12 protein-coding genes are annotated in these 15,136 nt (G+C 72.0%); 5 read left to right on the top strand and 7 right to left on the bottom strand.

Features of this window, described 5'->3' with window-relative positions; translation table 11 throughout:
• Nucleotides 1-108: 108 nt before the first annotated feature.
• From LWP59_RS17095 to LWP59_RS17080, 4 genes are read left to right on the top strand one after another with little or no spacing between them, the layout of a single operon-like run.
• Nucleotides 109-1,155 carry a phosphotransferase family protein gene (locus LWP59_RS17095; protein ID WP_144632172.1) on the top strand — a complete coding sequence of 349 codons (1,047 nt, stop codon included), beginning with the start codon at nt 109-111 and terminating at the stop codon, nt 1,153-1,155.
• Entirely contained in the window at nt 1,152-1,916 is a 765-nt protein-coding gene (locus tag LWP59_RS17090; protein WP_144632175.1) for an SDR family NAD(P)-dependent oxidoreductase, read from the top strand. Before LWP59_RS17095 ends, LWP59_RS17090 begins: the two co-directional genes overlap by 4 nt.
• A 19-nt stretch (nt 1,917-1,935) precedes the next feature.
• Complete coding sequence (locus tag LWP59_RS17085) at nt 1,936-3,228, top strand: acyl-CoA dehydrogenase family protein (protein ID WP_144632178.1); 1,293 nt, start codon at nt 1,936-1,938, stop codon at nt 3,226-3,228.
• The gene (locus tag LWP59_RS17080) at nt 3,225-3,986 is read left to right on the top strand and encodes an SDR family oxidoreductase (protein ID WP_186382991.1); all 762 of its coding nucleotides are present in this window, start codon (nt 3,225-3,227) and stop codon (nt 3,984-3,986) included. The genes LWP59_RS17085 and LWP59_RS17080 overlap by 4 nt, the downstream gene beginning before the upstream one ends.
• A 74-nt stretch (nt 3,987-4,060) precedes the next feature.
• Here LWP59_RS17080 and LWP59_RS17075 read toward each other — a convergent pair whose 3' ends face one another.
• Entirely contained in the window at nt 4,061-4,687 is a 627-nt protein-coding gene (locus tag LWP59_RS17075) for a TetR/AcrR family transcriptional regulator (RefSeq protein WP_144632181.1), read from the bottom strand.
• A gap of 55 nt (nt 4,688-4,742) precedes the next feature.
• Between LWP59_RS17075 and LWP59_RS17070 the strand changes: the two genes are divergently transcribed.
• Nucleotides 4,743-6,878: a CaiB/BaiF CoA-transferase family protein gene (locus tag LWP59_RS17070; RefSeq protein WP_186382992.1), complete on the top strand. Its 2,136-nt coding sequence runs from the start codon at nt 4,743-4,745 to the stop codon at nt 6,876-6,878.
• Here LWP59_RS17070 and LWP59_RS17065 read toward each other — a convergent pair.
• From LWP59_RS17065 to LWP59_RS17040, 6 genes are all read right to left on the bottom strand, one after another.
• Nucleotides 6,844-7,995, bottom strand: coding sequence for an acyl-CoA dehydrogenase family protein (locus tag LWP59_RS17065; RefSeq protein WP_144632185.1), 1,152 nt, complete (start codon nt 7,993-7,995; stop codon nt 6,844-6,846). The two genes, LWP59_RS17070 and LWP59_RS17065, sit on opposite strands and share 35 nt — an antisense overlap.
• 16 nt (nt 7,996-8,011) lie before the next feature.
• Complete coding sequence (locus tag LWP59_RS17060) at nt 8,012-9,541, bottom strand: class I adenylate-forming enzyme family protein (RefSeq protein WP_144632187.1); 1,530 nt, start codon at nt 9,539-9,541, stop codon at nt 8,012-8,014.
• Complete coding sequence (locus LWP59_RS17055; protein ID WP_144632189.1) at nt 9,538-11,148, bottom strand: bifunctional 3-(3-hydroxy-phenyl)propionate/3-hydroxycinnamic acid hydroxylase; 1,611 nt, start codon at nt 11,146-11,148, stop codon at nt 9,538-9,540. The genes LWP59_RS17060 and LWP59_RS17055 overlap by 4 nt, the downstream gene beginning before the upstream one ends.
• 105 nt (nt 11,149-11,253) lie before the next feature.
• The gene (locus LWP59_RS17050) at nt 11,254-12,117 is read right to left on the bottom strand and encodes a 3-carboxyethylcatechol 2,3-dioxygenase (RefSeq protein WP_222425392.1); all 864 of its coding nucleotides are present in this window, start codon (nt 12,115-12,117) and stop codon (nt 11,254-11,256) included.
• A 108-nt stretch (nt 12,118-12,225) separates the two neighbouring features.
• A complete protein-coding gene (locus LWP59_RS17045; protein WP_144632192.1) occupies nt 12,226-13,158 on the bottom strand; it encodes a DUF2889 domain-containing protein in 933 nt (310 codons plus the stop codon).
• Nucleotides 13,159-13,217: 59 nt separating this feature from the next.
• A complete protein-coding gene (locus LWP59_RS17040; RefSeq protein ID WP_144632195.1) occupies nt 13,218-15,110 on the bottom strand; it encodes an NAD(P)/FAD-dependent oxidoreductase in 1,893 nt (630 codons plus the stop codon).
• Nucleotides 15,111-15,136: the final 26 nt, after the last annotated feature.

Genomic DNA, 15,136 nt, shown 5'->3' with positions numbered 1-15,136 from the left:
TCCCGACCGAGCGTTGTGGACCACAATGATTGCTACTGCTAAACGAAGACCTCCGGTTCTCACTTCCGAGTATTGCGGTCTCAGCGCAGAGAACACTATTCTCCGAACGTGAGCAACGAAGACACAGCCGTCCGGTCTGCGCCGGACGTGCACCGGCTGAGCCGCTGGCTCGGCGAGCAGGGGTTGCCCGGCGGTGACGGGGACCTGGTCGTCGCCCGGATACCAGGTGGTTCGCAGAACCAGCTGTACGAGCTGCGCAGCGGCGCCGAGCGGCTGGTGCTGCGAGCCGCACCGAGCCACGCGTCCCCCGAGCGGGCCGCGCGGATGCTGCGCGAGTACGAGCTGGTGCGGGCACTCGCCGGCACCGACGTCCCCCATGCCCGGGTACACGCGGCCACCACCGATACTGGGATCCTCGGCCAGCCGTTCTACGTGATGGACCACGTCGACGGCTGGTCGCCCATGCAGGGTGGCTGGGCCGCCCCGTTCGACACCGACCTCGAGGCCCGCGCCGGGCTGGCCACGCAACTGGTCGACGGCATCGCCCGGCTCTCCCGGGTCGACTGGCGGGCCGGCGGCCTCGAGGGCTTCGGCCGGCCCGACGGCTTCCACGACCGGCAGGTGGACCGGTGGCTGTCGTATTTGGACAGCTACGCGTTCCGCGAGCTGCCCGGACTGGAGGTCGCGGCCGACTGGCTGCGCACGCACCGGCCCCGCGACTACCGGCCGGGCATCCTGCACGGCGACTACCAGTTCGCGAACGTGATGTACGGCCACGGGGCACCGGCCCGGCTGGCGGCGATCGTGGACTGGGAGATGGCCACGATCGGCGACCCCCTGCTCGACCTCGGCTGGGCCCTGATCGCCTGGCCGCCCGAGGGCGACGACATGACCGAGTCCCGCTACCTCGACTACGCCGGCATGCCCTCGCGGGACGACCTGCTCGAGCACTACGCCACCGTGAGCGGACGCGGCGTCGAGGACATCGACTACTACGTCATCCTCGCCAGGTTCAAGCTCGCCGTCGTGCTGGAGCAGAGCGTCGCCAGGGCGGCCGCGAGCGGCGGCGACCCGCGGGTCGCGCGTTTCGACGGCATCGTCCTCGAACTGCTCCGCAAGGCCGCCGAGCTGACGAGGAGCACGTCGCTGACATGAACACGCCCCCGTTCGACCGCTTCGACCTGACCGGCAAGGTCGCGCTCGTCACCGGCGGCAGCCGGGGCCTGGGCCGCGAGATGGTGCTCGCGTTCGCCCAGGCCGGCGCCGACGTGGTCATCACCAGCCGCCGCCTGGACAACTGCGAGGCACTGGCGAAGGAGGTCACCGCGACCACCGGCCGCCAGGCCCTCGCCCACGGCTGCCACCTCGGGCACTGGGACGAGCTCGACGGCCTGGTCGACGCCGCCTACGAGCGGTTCGGCAAGGTCGACGTGCTGGTCAACAACGCCGGCATGTCGCTGCTCTACGACGAGCCAACCGACGTCACCGAGAAGATGTGGGACAGCGTCGTCAACCTCAACCTCAAGGGCCCGTTCCGGCTCACCGCGCTGATCGGCACCCGGATGGTCGCCGACGGTGGCGGTTCGATCGTCAACGTGAGCAGCACCGGCTCGATCCGCCCGACGCCGAACATCCTGCCGTATTCCGCCGCGAAGGCCGGGCTGAACGCCATCACCGAGGGCTTCGCGCACGCGTTCGGCCCGACGGTGCGGGTGAACTGCCTGATGGCGGGCCCGTTCTTCACCGACATCAGCAAGGCGTGGGATCTCGAGCGCGTCGAGGAAGGCCTGCAGCGGCACGCGCTGCGCCGCGGCGGGCAGCCCGAGGAGATCATCGGCGCGGCCCTGTTCCTGGCGAGCGACGCCTCCAGCTACACCACCGGCTCCATCCTGCGCGCCGACGGCGGCATCCCTTAACCCGCGAGGAGAACCTCCCATGGCATGGGACTTCAGCACCGAGCCCGAGTTCCAGGAGAAGCTGGACTGGGCCGCGACGTTCGTCCGCGAGGAGGTCGAGCCGATCGACCTCGTCTGGCCCGCGCCGATGAACTACCAGCCGCTCACCCCCGAACGGCGCAAGATCGTCGAACCGCTCAAGCAGGCCGTGCGGGACCAGGGCCTGTGGGCAGCTCACCTCGGTCCCGAGCTGGGCGGAAAGGGGTACGGGCAGCTGAAGCTGGCGCTGCTCAACGAGATCCTCGGCCGGTCCAGCTGGGCGCCGGTGATCTTCGGGACCCAGGCCCCGGACACCGGCAACGCCGAGATCATCGCGCATTTCGGGACACCGGAACAGAAACGGCGCTATCTGGAACCGTTGCTGGCCGGTGAGATCTTCTCCTGCTACTCGATGACCGAGCCGCAGGCGGGCGCCGACCCGGCCCAGTTCACCACCCGGGCGGTGCGCGACGGCGACCACTGGGTCATCAACGGCTGGAAGTTCTTCTCCTCCAACGCCCGCTGGGCGGAGTTCCTCATCGTCATGGCGGTCACGAACCCCGAGGCGGGCCCCTACCGCGGCATGTCGATGTTCCTGCTGCCCCGGGACACGCCCGGCGTGGAGATCGTCCGCAACGTGGGGCTCATGTTCGAGCCCGCCGAGGACGGCTCGCACGCGCTGATCCACTACGACAACGTCCGCGTGCCCGCCGACAGCCTGCTCGGCGAAGAGGGCGGCGCCTTCGCGGTCGCGCAGACCCGGCTCGGCGGCGGTCGCGTGCACCACGCGATGCGCACGGTCGGCCTCGCCCAGCGCGCGCTGGACATGCTGTGCGAACGCGCGCTGAGTCGGCAGACCAAGGGTTCGGCGCTCGCCGACAAGCAGAAGGTGCAGGAGTACGTCGCCGACTCCTACGCGCAGCTGCGGCAGTTCCGGTTGTTCGTGCTCAACGTGGCGTGGCAGATCGACCAGTACAACGACTACCGGCGGGTGCGCAAGGACATCGCGGCGATCAAGGCGCTCACCCCGGCCGTGCTGCACGACATCGTGCAGCGGGCGATCCAGGTGCACGGCGCGCTCGGGGTGTCCAACGAGCTGCCGCTGGCACACATGTGGGTCACGGCTCCCGTGCTGGGGCTCGCGGACGGCCCCACCGAGGTGCACAAGGTGACCGTCGCGCGCGAGGTGCTCAAGGGCTACCGGCCCAGCGAGTCGCTCTGGCCGTCCGAGCACATCCCGACCAGGCTCGCGGAGGCGAAGGCCAAGCTGGAGCTGGAGGTCGGCAGCCTGTGAACTTCGAGGGCAAGGTCGCCGCCGTCACCGGCGGCGGCAGCGGGATCGGCCTGGCACTGGCCGGGCGGCTGGCTTCGCTGGGCTGCCGGGTGGCGGTCGGCGACGTGCACGCCGAGCGCCTCGCCGACGTGCGGCGCAGGATTCCCGGCGTCCTCGCGATGCCCGTCGACGTCTCGGATCCGGCACAGCTGGCGGCGTTCGCGGAGCGCACCGAGCGGGAGTTCGGGGCGGTTCATCTCATCTGCGCGAACGCGGGCATCATCGGCCCGCTCGGAGAACGGCTGTGGGAGGTGCCCGACGCCGCCTGGCGGCAGGTGATCGACGTGAACCTGCTCGGTGTCGTGTCGACGCTGCGCGCCTTCGTCCCGCGAATCCTGGAGCATCCGCCCGGCCACGTCGGCATCACCGCGTCCATGGCGGCGGTGACCACCAGCGCGACGATGCCCGCCTACTACGCGACCAAGCACGCACTGCTGTCCATCGCGGACACCCTGCGGCTGCAGCTGAACCGGGACGGCCACGACGTCGGGGTGAGCGTGCTGCTGCCTGGGCAGGTTACCACCCGGCTCGGCGAGTCGCTGTCCGATGTGGACACAGTGCGCAACCTCAGCGGGATCAGCCCCGGGGAGGTGGCGGACCGCTTCGTCGAGGCGGTCCGCGACCGCAGGCACTATGTGTTCACGCATCGGGGTTCCGCCCGGCTCGCCGGGGCGCGGACCGACGCGGTGACCGGGGAGGCCACTCCCCCGGCTCGATGACGACCTTGCCGGTGGTCGCCGGAGGCGGTGCGCGGTCCGACAGCCGCCGAACGCCGCGGCGGACGCCGCCCGCGTCAGGCGCGGCGCTTCCGGGCGGCCCCGATCCCCTTGACGCAGAAGGAGACCAGGTGCTCGACGTCGCCCGGCTCCGGCTGGCTGTCGAGCGCGAGGTGACGGCGCAGCGTCGCGACCACGGTGGCGAACACCGCGTCGGTGTCGCGCTCGGGATCGGCGCCGCCGAGGGGCTCGATCGCCGACAGCAGCAGCTCGCGCAGCGGCTGGGTGATCTGCACGTCGGCGACCCGGCTTTCCGCGGTGGCCGCGAGCTGCGTGGTGACCGCCCGGCTGGCCCGGGTGAGCTTCGGCTTGCCGACCTGGGCGAGGACACCCTCCACCCAGCGGGCGACCTTGCGCGCCGGATCGCCCTCCTTCGCCATCTGATGCTCCAGGTACGAGGCCACGATGGCGACGCCGCGCTCCATGACGGCCAGGATCAGATCGTCCTTGCCGGAGAAGTACCGGTAGAACGCCTTGTTCGAGGTGCCGGCCTCCGCGACGATGTCGCTGACGCGGGGCGCGGCCGGCGCGACCCGCTCCATCACCGTCACCGCGGCCGTGAGAATCCGCTCGACCTCCTCGGTCGCCTCCCGCTGGCGCCCGTCCAGCGCGCGCTCGACGGCCGCGGCCACCCGAGAAGTCATGGTTCTCCTTGCCGAGGTTTGCAGTCTCCAGTGCGAGAATAATAGTCTCCTTGGTGTGGAACCGACTATCGGGACCGGGCCGTTCACCGGCGTACGAGTTCTGGAACTGACCACGGGCACCGCGGGCCGCACGGCCGGCATGCTGCTGGCGGACTTCGGCGCGGAGGTGGCACGAGTCGCCCCACCCGCCGATCCGGCCGACCCGCGGACGGTGTGCTGGGACCGGGGCAAGGCACTGCTCGAGCCTGCCGGCACGGATCCCGGGGCGGCGGCGGTGCAGGTCCGCCGTCTCGCCGAAGCCTGTGACGTGCTGCTGAGCGACGCGCGGCCCGGGGAGCTGGAACGGCGCGGCCTCGACCCCGCCACCCTGCACCGGCGGAACCCGGGACTCGTGCACGCGTGGCTGCCGCCCTACGCGGCCCGGGGCCGTTGGAGCGGCCTGCCGCAGGACCCGCTGCTGCTCGCCGCGGTCGGCGGGTTCGCCGCCCACTTCCCCGCGAACGAGGACCGGCCGGTGGCACCGGTGGTGCCCACGGTCGACTACATCCACGGCGCGCTCGGTGCCACCGCGGTCGCCGCCGCGCTGGTCGGCGGGGGCGGGCGCGCGGTGGTCGTCACCGGGCTGCACGCGACCGCCGCCGCCCAGGGCACGATGATGATGGAAGGCCTCGACGTCGAACGGATCTACTCGGCGGGCAAGAAGCTGGGCGGCGCGCCCAACTTCCGGACCTACCAGGCGGGCGACGGCCGCTGGCTCTTCCTGGCCGCGCTCACTCCCGACTTCTTCTTCCGCGCGCTCGACGCGGTGGACCGGATGGACCTGCTGGTGCGGGAGGACGTCGGCGGGGAGTTCACCAACATCCTGCGTCCCGGCGTCGGCGACGCGGTGGGCGCCGAACTGGCGGCGACCTTCGCGCGGCAGCCGTGCGCGCACTGGCTGGGCGTCCTCGCCGAAGCCGGGGTACCGGCCGCGCCGGTCTCGGACCGGGCCGAGTGGATGGACAGCGAGGTCGTCGCGCACAACAACGCCCGCCTGGAGGTGACACATCCCGCCCTCGGCCCGGTGGTCATGCCCGGCGTCCCGGTCAGCCTGTCGCAGACGCCGGGCGGCGTGCGCGCCCTCGCTTCCCGGGTCTCGCCCAACGCGCTCTGGCAGTCGCCCCGCGACCGGACCGAAGCCCGGCCGGCCACCGGGCTGCCGCTGGCCGGGCTGCGCGTGCTCGACCTGTCGACGTTCCTCGCGGCGCCGTTCGTGAGCGCGATCCTCGCCGACTTCGGTGCGCAGGTGGAGAAGATCGAACCACCGGCGCGGGACCCTTATCGGGTGTACTCGGCGTCCTTCGCCGCGGTGAACCAGGGGAAGACCCTGACGAGCCTGGACCTGCGCTCCCCCGGCGGGCGCGAGGCCCTGCTGCGGCTCGTCGCCGACGCCGACGTGCTCGTCGACAACCTGCGTCCCGCCAGCCTCGATCGGCTCGGGCTCGGCGAGCAGGTGCTCGCCGCGGCGAGCCCGGCGCTGGTCCGCTGCTCGGTGTCGGCCTACGGCCGCACCGGCGCCTGGGCGGACCTGCCCGGGTTCGACCCGGTGGTCCAGGCGCTCAGCGGGATGATGACGGCGCAGGGCGGCGACGGTCAGCCGGTGGCCTCGACGGCGCCGGTCAACGACGTGGCCACCGGCACCCTCGCGGCGTTCGGCGTGCTCGCCGCGTTGTTCGAGCGCGCCAGGAGCGGACGGGCACAGCACGTCACGGCTTCGCTCGCGGCCACCTCGACCTTCCTGCAGTCGGCCGAGCTGACCACGTTCCGTGGCCGCCCGTCCGCGGCCCGGGGCGGCCCCGACTTCCCGGGCCCGGACGCGACGCACCGGCTGTACCAGGCGAAGGACGGCTGGCTCGCGATCGCCGCTACGGACCCCGGCCCGCTCGCCCGGGCCACAGCGTCCACAGTGGACAGCTCAGCGCTGGGCGAGGCGTTCGCCGGGCGGCCGGTCGACGAGTGGATCGACGTCCTCACCGCCCACGGCGTACCGGCCTGCCGCGTCCTCGCGGCCGAGGGCGAGCTGGCCGACCCGTTCCTCGTGCAGAACGGGTTCTCCCACCTGGTCGAGGACGAGGACCTGGGGCGGCTGCTGGTGGTGCGCGGATACGCGGACTGGCTCAGCGGGGCAGGCCCAGCACCCGCTCACCGATGATGTTGCGCTGGACCTCCGACGTGCCACCGCCGATGGTCGAGGCGAACGAGTGCAGGTAGTCCCCGGTCCACCCGCCGGGCAGCCAGCGGGACCGGAAACGCAGTGAGTCGCCGCCGAGCAGGTCCATCGACAACCGCGCCACCCGCTTCTCCAGCTCCGAGAAGTACAGCTTCACGATCGAGCCCTCGGGGCCCGGTGTCCCTCGCCGGGCGCTGCGCGAGATCGCCGAATAGGTCATCGCCCGCAGTGCGGCGACCTCGGCACGCAGGACGGCCAGCCGCCGGCTCAGCTCGTCGTCGGCGAGCGCCGAGCGGTCGGCGGCAAGCGCGATCAGCTGCTCCACCGTGGACGCCAGCCTGACCTGCCCGGCCGTGAACGCCGTGCCCCGCTCGAAGGACAGCGTCGACATCGCGACGCTCCAGCCCTCGTTCACCGCACCGACCACATGGGACAGCGGGATGCGGACCTCGTCGTAGAAGACCTCGCAGAACTCGTGCTCGCCGTCCATCGTCTCGATCGGGCGCACGTCGATGCCAGGGGCGCGCATGTCACAGACCACCCAGGTGATGCCCCGGTGCTTGGGCACCGTGGTGTCGGTGCGGACCAGCAGCTCCTGCCAGTCGGCGAGGTTGGCGTTGCTGGTCCAGATCTTCTGCCCGGACACCACCAGCTCGTCCCCGTCGACGACTCCCCGGGTGCGCAGCGACGCGAGGTCCGAACCCGCCTCCGGTTCCGAGAACCCCTGGCACCACACCACGTCGCCACGCAGGATCGGCGGCAGGTGCGCCGCCTTCTGTTCGGCGTTGGCGCGCTCGATGAGCGTGGGACCAGCGTGGTTGAGTCCCACGAAGGTGCTGTCCAGGCTCGGCAGCCCCGCGCGGCCGTACTCCTCGTACCAGACCAGCTGTTCGAGCAGGGAGAGCCCGCGCCCGCCGTACTCCGCGGGCCACGAGATCCCGGCCCAGCCGCCCTCGTACTGCGTCCGCTGCCAGCCCAGGTCGTACTCCCGGATCCCCGCCGCGTCGTGCGGGCGCGGCTCGGCCGGCTTGTGCTCGGCGAGCCACGTCCGGACCTCCTCGCGGAACTCCTTCTGCGCCGGTGAGAAATCGAGGTCCACAGCCGTCTCCCGTTCGTCAGGACCGGAAAGCGTCGCGAAGCTCGCGCTTCACGACCTTGTTCATGGCGTTGCGCGGCAGCTCGGCGACGACCTCCAGCCGTTCCGGCAGCTTCCGCTTGTTCAGCCCCCGCGCGAGCAGCTGCGCACACAGCCCCGCCAGCTCGGGCGGCGGTCCGTCGGGGACGACCACCGCGCAGACCCGCTCCCCCGTGTCCGGGTCGGGGACCCCGATCACCGCCGCGTCCGCGACCCCGGCACAGCCGAGCAGGTGGTCCTCGACCTCGCGCGCGGAGATGTTCTCCATGTTGCGGATGATCACGTCCTTGAGCCTGCCGGTGATCGTCAGGTAGCCCTGGGCGTCGACCGTCGCCAGGTCGCCGGTCCGGAAGAACCCGGACTCGTCGAACGCCTCGGCGTTCGACGCCGGGTCCACATAGCCCAGGCAGAGCTGGGCTGCCCTGACCCACAGCTCGCCCGGCTCACCCGGGTCGGCCGGCGTGCCGTCCTCCCGCACGATCCGCAGCTCGGTGCCGGGACCGGCGCGGCCCTCGGTGGTGGCGTGCCGCTCGTCCCCGTCGGTGAGACTTCCCCAAGCGACGTAAGGACATTCGGTCAGCCCGTACCCCGACACGATGCCGATGCCCCCCAGCACGTCCCGGACCTGCCGGTGCAGCTGCGGGGTCCGCGGCGCCCCGCCGACCAGGAAAGCCCTCAGCTGCGGGAACAACCGCCGTCCCGGCTCCGCCAGCTGGCGGCGGATCAACATCCGCGCGAACGGAACCCCGTTGCCGCCCAGGGTGACGCCGAGCTCGCTCAGCAGGTCGCCGGTCTCCTGCGGGGTGAACACGTCGGTGATGACCAGCGAGCAGCCCGCCTGCACGGCGGACAGGACGTGCAGCACGCCGCCGACGTGTGCGATCGGGGCGAGCCCGGCGATCCGGTCCTCGGGCCGCGGCCGCAGGGCGGCGCAGTACGTCGCCGAAGCGGCGATCAACCCGGCGTCGCGGTGCCGGGCGCCCTTGGGTGCGGAGGTCGTGCCGGAGGTGTAGAACAGCCAGCGCACCTCGGGTTCCGGGGCCACCGGTGGAAGCGCGGCCGGATCCCCTTCGGGCAGTTCGCCGTCCACGAGGAGCACGTCCAGCCCGGGGAGCTCCCGCGCGACCGATGTGGCCAGCGCGTGGTGGGAGAACCCGCGGAACTCCGACGGCACGATCAGTAACGCGCTGCCCGCCTGCTCGCAGATGAAGCGGACCTCCGGCTCCCGCAGCATCATGATCAGCGGGTTCTGCACCGCGCCCAGCCGCGACAGCGCGACGGTCAGGACGATGGTGGTGAACCGGCTCGGCAGCTGCCACGACACGACGGTCCCCCGGCCCACGCCGCGTTCGGCGAGCCCGGCCGCCGCCCGCTCCGCCGCGGACTTCAGCTCGCCGAAGGTCAGCCGGCGGCGCCGTTCGTCGTAGGCCAGGACCGCGTCCGGGGTCAGCGCCGCCCTTCGCGCCACCAGCTCCCAGATACCGGTCGCCCGCAGGTACCCGGGCGTCATGACTCGAGCAGCGCCAGGAAGGCGCCCAGCACGCGATCGAGATCGGCGGCGCGGCAGGCCGCGGCCACGTACCGGTCCGGGCGCACCACGTACACCTCGTCCGCGGGCCGTGCCAGCAGCAGGTCGCGCAGACCGCCGTCGACGTCGAACACCTCGACCTGCTCGGCGGGCAGGTCCGTGGCCGACGCGCTCTCCCGCCGGTACACCCGCGCGGGCCGGACCTGCACCACGACCCCGCCGTGGGTGCGCAGCCGCTCCGCGGTCCCCGCCGAGATGCCCGACGCGGCGTCCGACACCAGGCCCACCACCGCGACGCGGGGGCCCAGCACGTCGTCGAGACGGGCGCTCTCCCCGGCCGCGGTCCGCACCGGCGGCTGCGGGAACGCGCGTCCCACCAGCGATCCCTTGTCGACGTCACGGGCGCCGACGACGAGACCGTCGGTGTAGCGCGGCACCGGCTTGTACTTCATCTGCAGGATGTAGTCCCGCGCGCCGGGAATCCGCTGGACGCCGACGAAGAACCTGCTCCGCACGCGCTCGGTGAGCACACTGCGCGCCTTGTACATGCGGCCCATCCGGGTGGCGAACCGCACCATCTCGGCGGCGTTGTGCCGGCGCTCGCTGTCGTAGCTGGCGAGGATCCCGGGCTTCGCCCGCCCGCCGACCACCGACGTCAGCTTCCACGCGAGGTTCGTGACGTCGCGGAAGCCGGAGTTCATGCCCTGGCCGAAGAACGGGGGCTGCAGATGTGCCGCGTCCCCGGCCAGGAACACCCGGCCCACCCCGAACGTCGCCGCGGTGCGCGAGTGGTGCCAGTACACGTCACCACGCACGACGGGAGGTACCGGCGAGTCGGGATAGAACCGCTTCAGCAGGCGCTGCACGCTCGCCGGGTCGCTGATCGCGGCCGGGTCCTCCTCCTCGCGGATCTGGAACTCGAACCGCCGGTACCCGAAGGGCAGCGGGATCGTCATGCAGGGCCGGAACGCCGAGGTGTACACCGCCGAGTACGGGGCGTGCCAGGTGTCCTTCTCGACGTCCACGACGAGCCATTTCACCGGCGCGGTGTCGCCGAGCAGCTCCACGCCGAGCGCACCGCGGACGAAGCTGCGGCCGCCGTCGGCGCCCACCGCGTACCGGGCCCGCACGTCGAACTCGCCGTCGTCCGCACGGGCCCGCAACCGCACCCCGCCGGAATCCTGACTCAGTGCGGTCACCTCGGCGCCCGTCCGGAACACCACGTCCGGGTAGCCGGCGAGGTGTTCGTGCAGGCGTTCTTCGAGGAAGGGCTGGTAGAACAGGTTCCGGCGCGGCCACCCGTACGGCCGCGCGCTGGGTGCCACGTGCGCGAGTACATGTCCGCGCGAGTCGTGGTAACGGATCGGCGCGTTCTGCAGGGAGTTGTCCAGCACGACCTGGGCGAGCCCGACCGACTGGAGCGTGCGGACGGCCTCGTCGTCGATGCCGACGGCCCGCGGATGGCCGATGACCGTCTTCCGCGCCTCCAGCAGCGCCACCGACACGCCCGCGTGTCCCAGCAGGTTCGCCAGCACCGCGCCGGCCGGTCCCGCACCCACGACGGCGACGTCGCAGTCGAGATCCTCCATCGGGTCTCCCTTGGGTTGTGTTTCTGAGCGGCGGAGCCGCTTGCTGTGGGCCGTCAGCCCGCACCGCTACCCGCACCGGCCCGCAAACCACCTCTGAAACAATCCCTAGCCCACGGGCGCGGAGGTCATCGCGCCCATGCCGGTGATCCACTCGAGGACCGGTTCGTACACCACGGTGTGCAGCCCCCGCCCGCCGGCGGTGGCCGCGGCGGCGAGCCAGGTGCGGACCTCGTTCGCCCCGACCCCCGCCTCGGCCTCGCAGTTCTCGGTCATCTCGATCAGCGTGGCCGTGTCCCAGGCCTCCATCGCGGCGAGGAACCGCTGATCCCACCCGGGGTTCATCCGGCCGCGGGCCTGCTCGGCGGTGCTCTGGTTCAGCGTGCGCCGCTCGTCGTCGGACATGTCGTAGCGGTCGTTGTCGAGGCTCGCCGGGTGGTGCGCGAGGCCCCCGGTGCCGATCACCAGCACCCGCTTGTCCACGGTCCGCAGGAAGTCCCCGACCGCGGCACCGTAGGCGAGCACCCTGGCCGGGGCGGGCAGCGGCGGGCCCGCGCAGTTGACCGGCATCGGGATCACGGGCGCCCGGTCCACGCCGCCGAGGTAGTGCCCCAGTGGCTGGCCGAACGCGTGGTCCAGCTCCACCGACCGGCACACCGCGACGTCGAACCCCGCGCGCAGCAACGATTCACTCAACGCCCGCGCGAGGTCCGGCGGCACGTCGAGGGTGGCGGCCCGCTGGGCCCCCTCGGCCATCAGGTTCGCGCTCAGGGCGACCGCGAACGCCGGCACGACCGTCTTGAACGCCCGCCGGTGGTCGCCACCGAAGAGCAGGACCAGTTCCGGCTCGAACTCGGCGATGCGGGCCCGCGCCCGGGCGACTCCGGCGCGGAACGTCCGGCCCAGCGCCTCCTCGGTGTCCCGGTCCATGCCGGGCGCGTGACTGGCGCACAGCACCATCGTCGAGCTCATCGGGCCGCCTCCCTCGCGTCGCGTGCAACAGTACACATACTGTCAGAAACAGTCTGTGCCAGAAACACGGATCTGTCCATCACCAGTGCGGAAAGCAGGAACGCGGTGTCACACCGCCGTCAGCACCGGGACGCAGCGGAGGAACCGCAGCACATCGTTCAGGTGCGTGCAGCCGCGCGTGCCCGAAAGGCGGGACCTGACCGTGCCGGAGACCTCACGCAGCGAGGTGCCCACGAGGTCCCGCGCGTTCGGCGCCGCGAGCGGGCATTCGGGGAACGGCAGGGCGTGCGGCGTGACCTCGACGTCCTCGACCGTCTCGGCGTCCGCCGCCACCCGGGCGCGCACCGAGTACTCGTGCAGGGAGCGCTCCAGCCCCTCGGGATCGACGTAGCTGTCCCGGAAGTACTCGAACACGTCGTATCCGCCGGCACGCGGCGTCACGTCGAGGATCCTCCGGCGCCACATGGAGCTCGGGCGCCCCGGCGGTTCGGCGTGGAACTCTCCGGCCCCGGGCAGCATCGCCTCGAGGGCGCGCGCCCGTGGCGCGGAGGACAGCAGTGGCCCACCGGCCCGCGCCCGGCGGTCGGCCGTGGCGCCCTCCGCCCACCCCGCGCAGATGCCCAGCATCGGCGAGCGCCGCCCCGGCCCCTGGAACAGCTGTGGGTACTCCATCATCGCCGCGTAACCGGACACCAGCCGCACGGTCGGCAGGTCGTCCAGCAGTACCGACTCCAGCGAGCCGGGGACCAGCCCGGGCAGCGCGTCGAGCCGGGCGCGGAACCCGCTGACCGGTGAGGTCCCGAGCAACGCCTCCGCCACCCGCGGGGGCAGCTCGCCCGTCACTGCCGTGATCCGGTTCCGCGCGTCGATGGCGACGGCGAGCTCCCGGGTGCCGGGTGCCCGGGAGCCCTCGGCCGCGATGTCCCGTCCCGTGGCGGCGATCCACAACCCCTGCCGCCAGTCCGGGTCGGGGGTCACCTGCAGCGAGACGGTCCGCCGCAGGGCACCCGCGCCGAGGGCGGGCAGGGATTCGAGCACCACGGCGACCTCGCTGACCTGGGTTAAATCAGTTATATCAATATTCTTACCATGTCCCGCGGTCACCACGCGCGGAAGCGGCCTTCGACGGGTCCACGGGTCATCTCCCAGAACTCGAGCGTGGTCAGCGGCCAGTTCTGCGTCACCCGCCCCGAGGCCGACTTGTACCAGCTCGACACACCGTCCACGCCGAACGCCATCCGCGAGCTCGCCTCGTCCACCCGGGCGTAGAACTGCGCCAGCGCCTCTTCGGTCGGCTCCAGTACCCGCAGCCGATGCTCGAACAGATGACCGAGGCAGGCCAGCACGAACTCGACCTCGGCCTCGGAAAAGAACACGATGCTGCCGTTGACGACGAGGTTGGTGTTGGGCCCGTACAGCAGGAACAGGTTGGGAAAGCCCGGCACGGTGATGCCCCCGTAGGCGCGGGCGTCGTCTCCCCACCGCTCGTGCAGATCGGCTCCGCCCCGTCCCCGGACCGTGATCCCCCGCAGGAACTCCGACGCGGTGAACCCGGTGCCGTGGATGATCACGTCGGCGGGATGTTCGGCGCCGTCCACCGTGCGCAGCCCGCCTTCGTAGGCCTCGGCGATCTTCTCGGTGACGACCTCGACGTTGTCCTGCTTGAGAGCGGCCGCCCAGGAGCCGTCGTCGCGCAGCATCCGCTTGGCGTACGGCGGATAGTCCGGGGTCATCTTCGCCAGCAGGTCCGGGCGGTCCTCGTAGGTCTGCGCCAGGCTCGCCGTCAGCGCCTCCCGCAGGCGGTCGTTGTCCGCCGAAACCGAGCCGGGCCGGTGCCAGGCCGGGTCGACGAGGGCGAACCGGCGCCGCCCTTCGACGTTGATCCAGAACTGGTTGAACCGGTACCACCGCTGGTACAGCGGAAGCGCGTGGAACAACCAGCGCAGCCCGGGTTTCAGCTTGCGGGTGTAGGTCGGCGTGGGCATCACCCACGGCGGGGTGCGCTGGAAGATCGAGAGCGAGCCGACCTCGGCCGCGATCTGGCCGATGACCTGGAACGCGCTGGCACCGGTGCCCACCACGGCGACCCGTTTGCCCGCCAGCGGCACCGAGTGGTTCCAGCGCGCGGTGTGCCACGACGGGCCCGCGAAGGTGCCGAGCCCGGGGATCTCGGCATCGCGGGGATTGTTCAGCTGCCCGACGGCGCTGACGACCGCGTTGGCCCGCAAGGAGATCGGGCCGTCCGGGCCGGTCGCTTCGACACGCCAGCGCAGGTCGCTCTCGTCGAAGGTCAGCGCCCGCACGGCCGTGCGGAAACGGATCGAGTCGCGCAGCCCGAGGTCATGCGACACGCCCCCGAGATACCGCCGTACCGCACCACCCGGCGAGTAGTAGTCCTCCCACCCGTCCCCCTGCGCGAACGAGTAGCTGTAGCAGAAGTTGCTGGTGTCCAGGCGCACACCGGGATAGGTGTTCTCCAGCCACACGCCGCCCACGTCGTCGTTGCGTTCCAGCACCACGAACGGAATGCCGGCCCGGCGCAGCTGATGCGCCGCGACGAGCCCGGACATGCCCGCGCCGATCACGACGACGAGGAAGTCCGCCGGCACCGCGGCCGTGCGGGCGGGCTCCTCATGAAGGCCCAGCTGGTGGTGGAGCAGGGGAAGCTGTTCGGGCGAAACCGGCCCCGCCAGGAAGCGCATCATCTCCAGCAGCCGGTCCGGCGCGACCAGCCCGGGCGGCGGCCGCCCCGCGTCGGCCCACCGGCTGATGGCGCGTTCGGCCAGCGTGCGGGCCCTGGCCTGCTCCTCGGGCCCCAGCCCGCCCTGCGGCGCCTGCCCGATGACCTGTGAGACGTCGCGGGGGCGCAGTGCCGGTTCGAGGAGGGACAGGTCGTCGGTCAGGTGCGCCAACGCCGGCAACAGCGGAACCAGCTCCGCGTCCGCGAGCGCGCGGCGCAGGCCTTCGCCATGCAGCGCGTAGTCCTCCGTCATGCCCGCGAGCCGATCGTGTACAGCGT

The sequence above is a fragment of the Amycolatopsis acidiphila genome, assembly GCF_021391495.1.
In the GTDB taxonomy this organism is placed as follows: domain Bacteria; phylum Actinomycetota; class Actinomycetes; order Mycobacteriales; family Pseudonocardiaceae; genus Amycolatopsis_E; species Amycolatopsis_E acidiphila.
Note: the sequence above shows the minus strand (reverse complement) of the source record. Positions and strands in the feature narration are given on the sequence as shown.

Coding starts and splice junctions, on each gene's coding strand:
- LWP59_RS17090 (WP_144632175.1), top strand. CDS start 1,152: ATGAACACGCCCCCGTTCGACCGCTTCGACCTGACCGGCAAGGTCGCG.
- LWP59_RS17085 (WP_144632178.1), top strand. CDS start 1,936: ATGGCATGGGACTTCAGCACCGAGCCCGAGTTCCAGGAGAAGCTGGAC.
- LWP59_RS17075 (WP_144632181.1), bottom strand. CDS start 4,687: ATGACTTCTCGGGTGGCCGCGGCCGTCGAGCGCGCGCTGGACGGGCGC.
- LWP59_RS17060 (WP_144632187.1), bottom strand. CDS start 9,541: ATGACGCCCGGGTACCTGCGGGCGACCGGTATCTGGGAGCTGGTGGCG.
- LWP59_RS17055 (WP_144632189.1), bottom strand. CDS start 11,148: ATGGAGGATCTCGACTGCGACGTCGCCGTCGTGGGTGCGGGACCGGCC.
- LWP59_RS17050 (WP_222425392.1), bottom strand. CDS start 12,117: ATGAGCTCGACGATGGTGCTGTGCGCCAGTCACGCGCCCGGCATGGAC.
- LWP59_RS17040 (WP_144632195.1), bottom strand. CDS start 15,110: ATGACGGAGGACTACGCGCTGCATGGCGAAGGCCTGCGCCGCGCGCTC.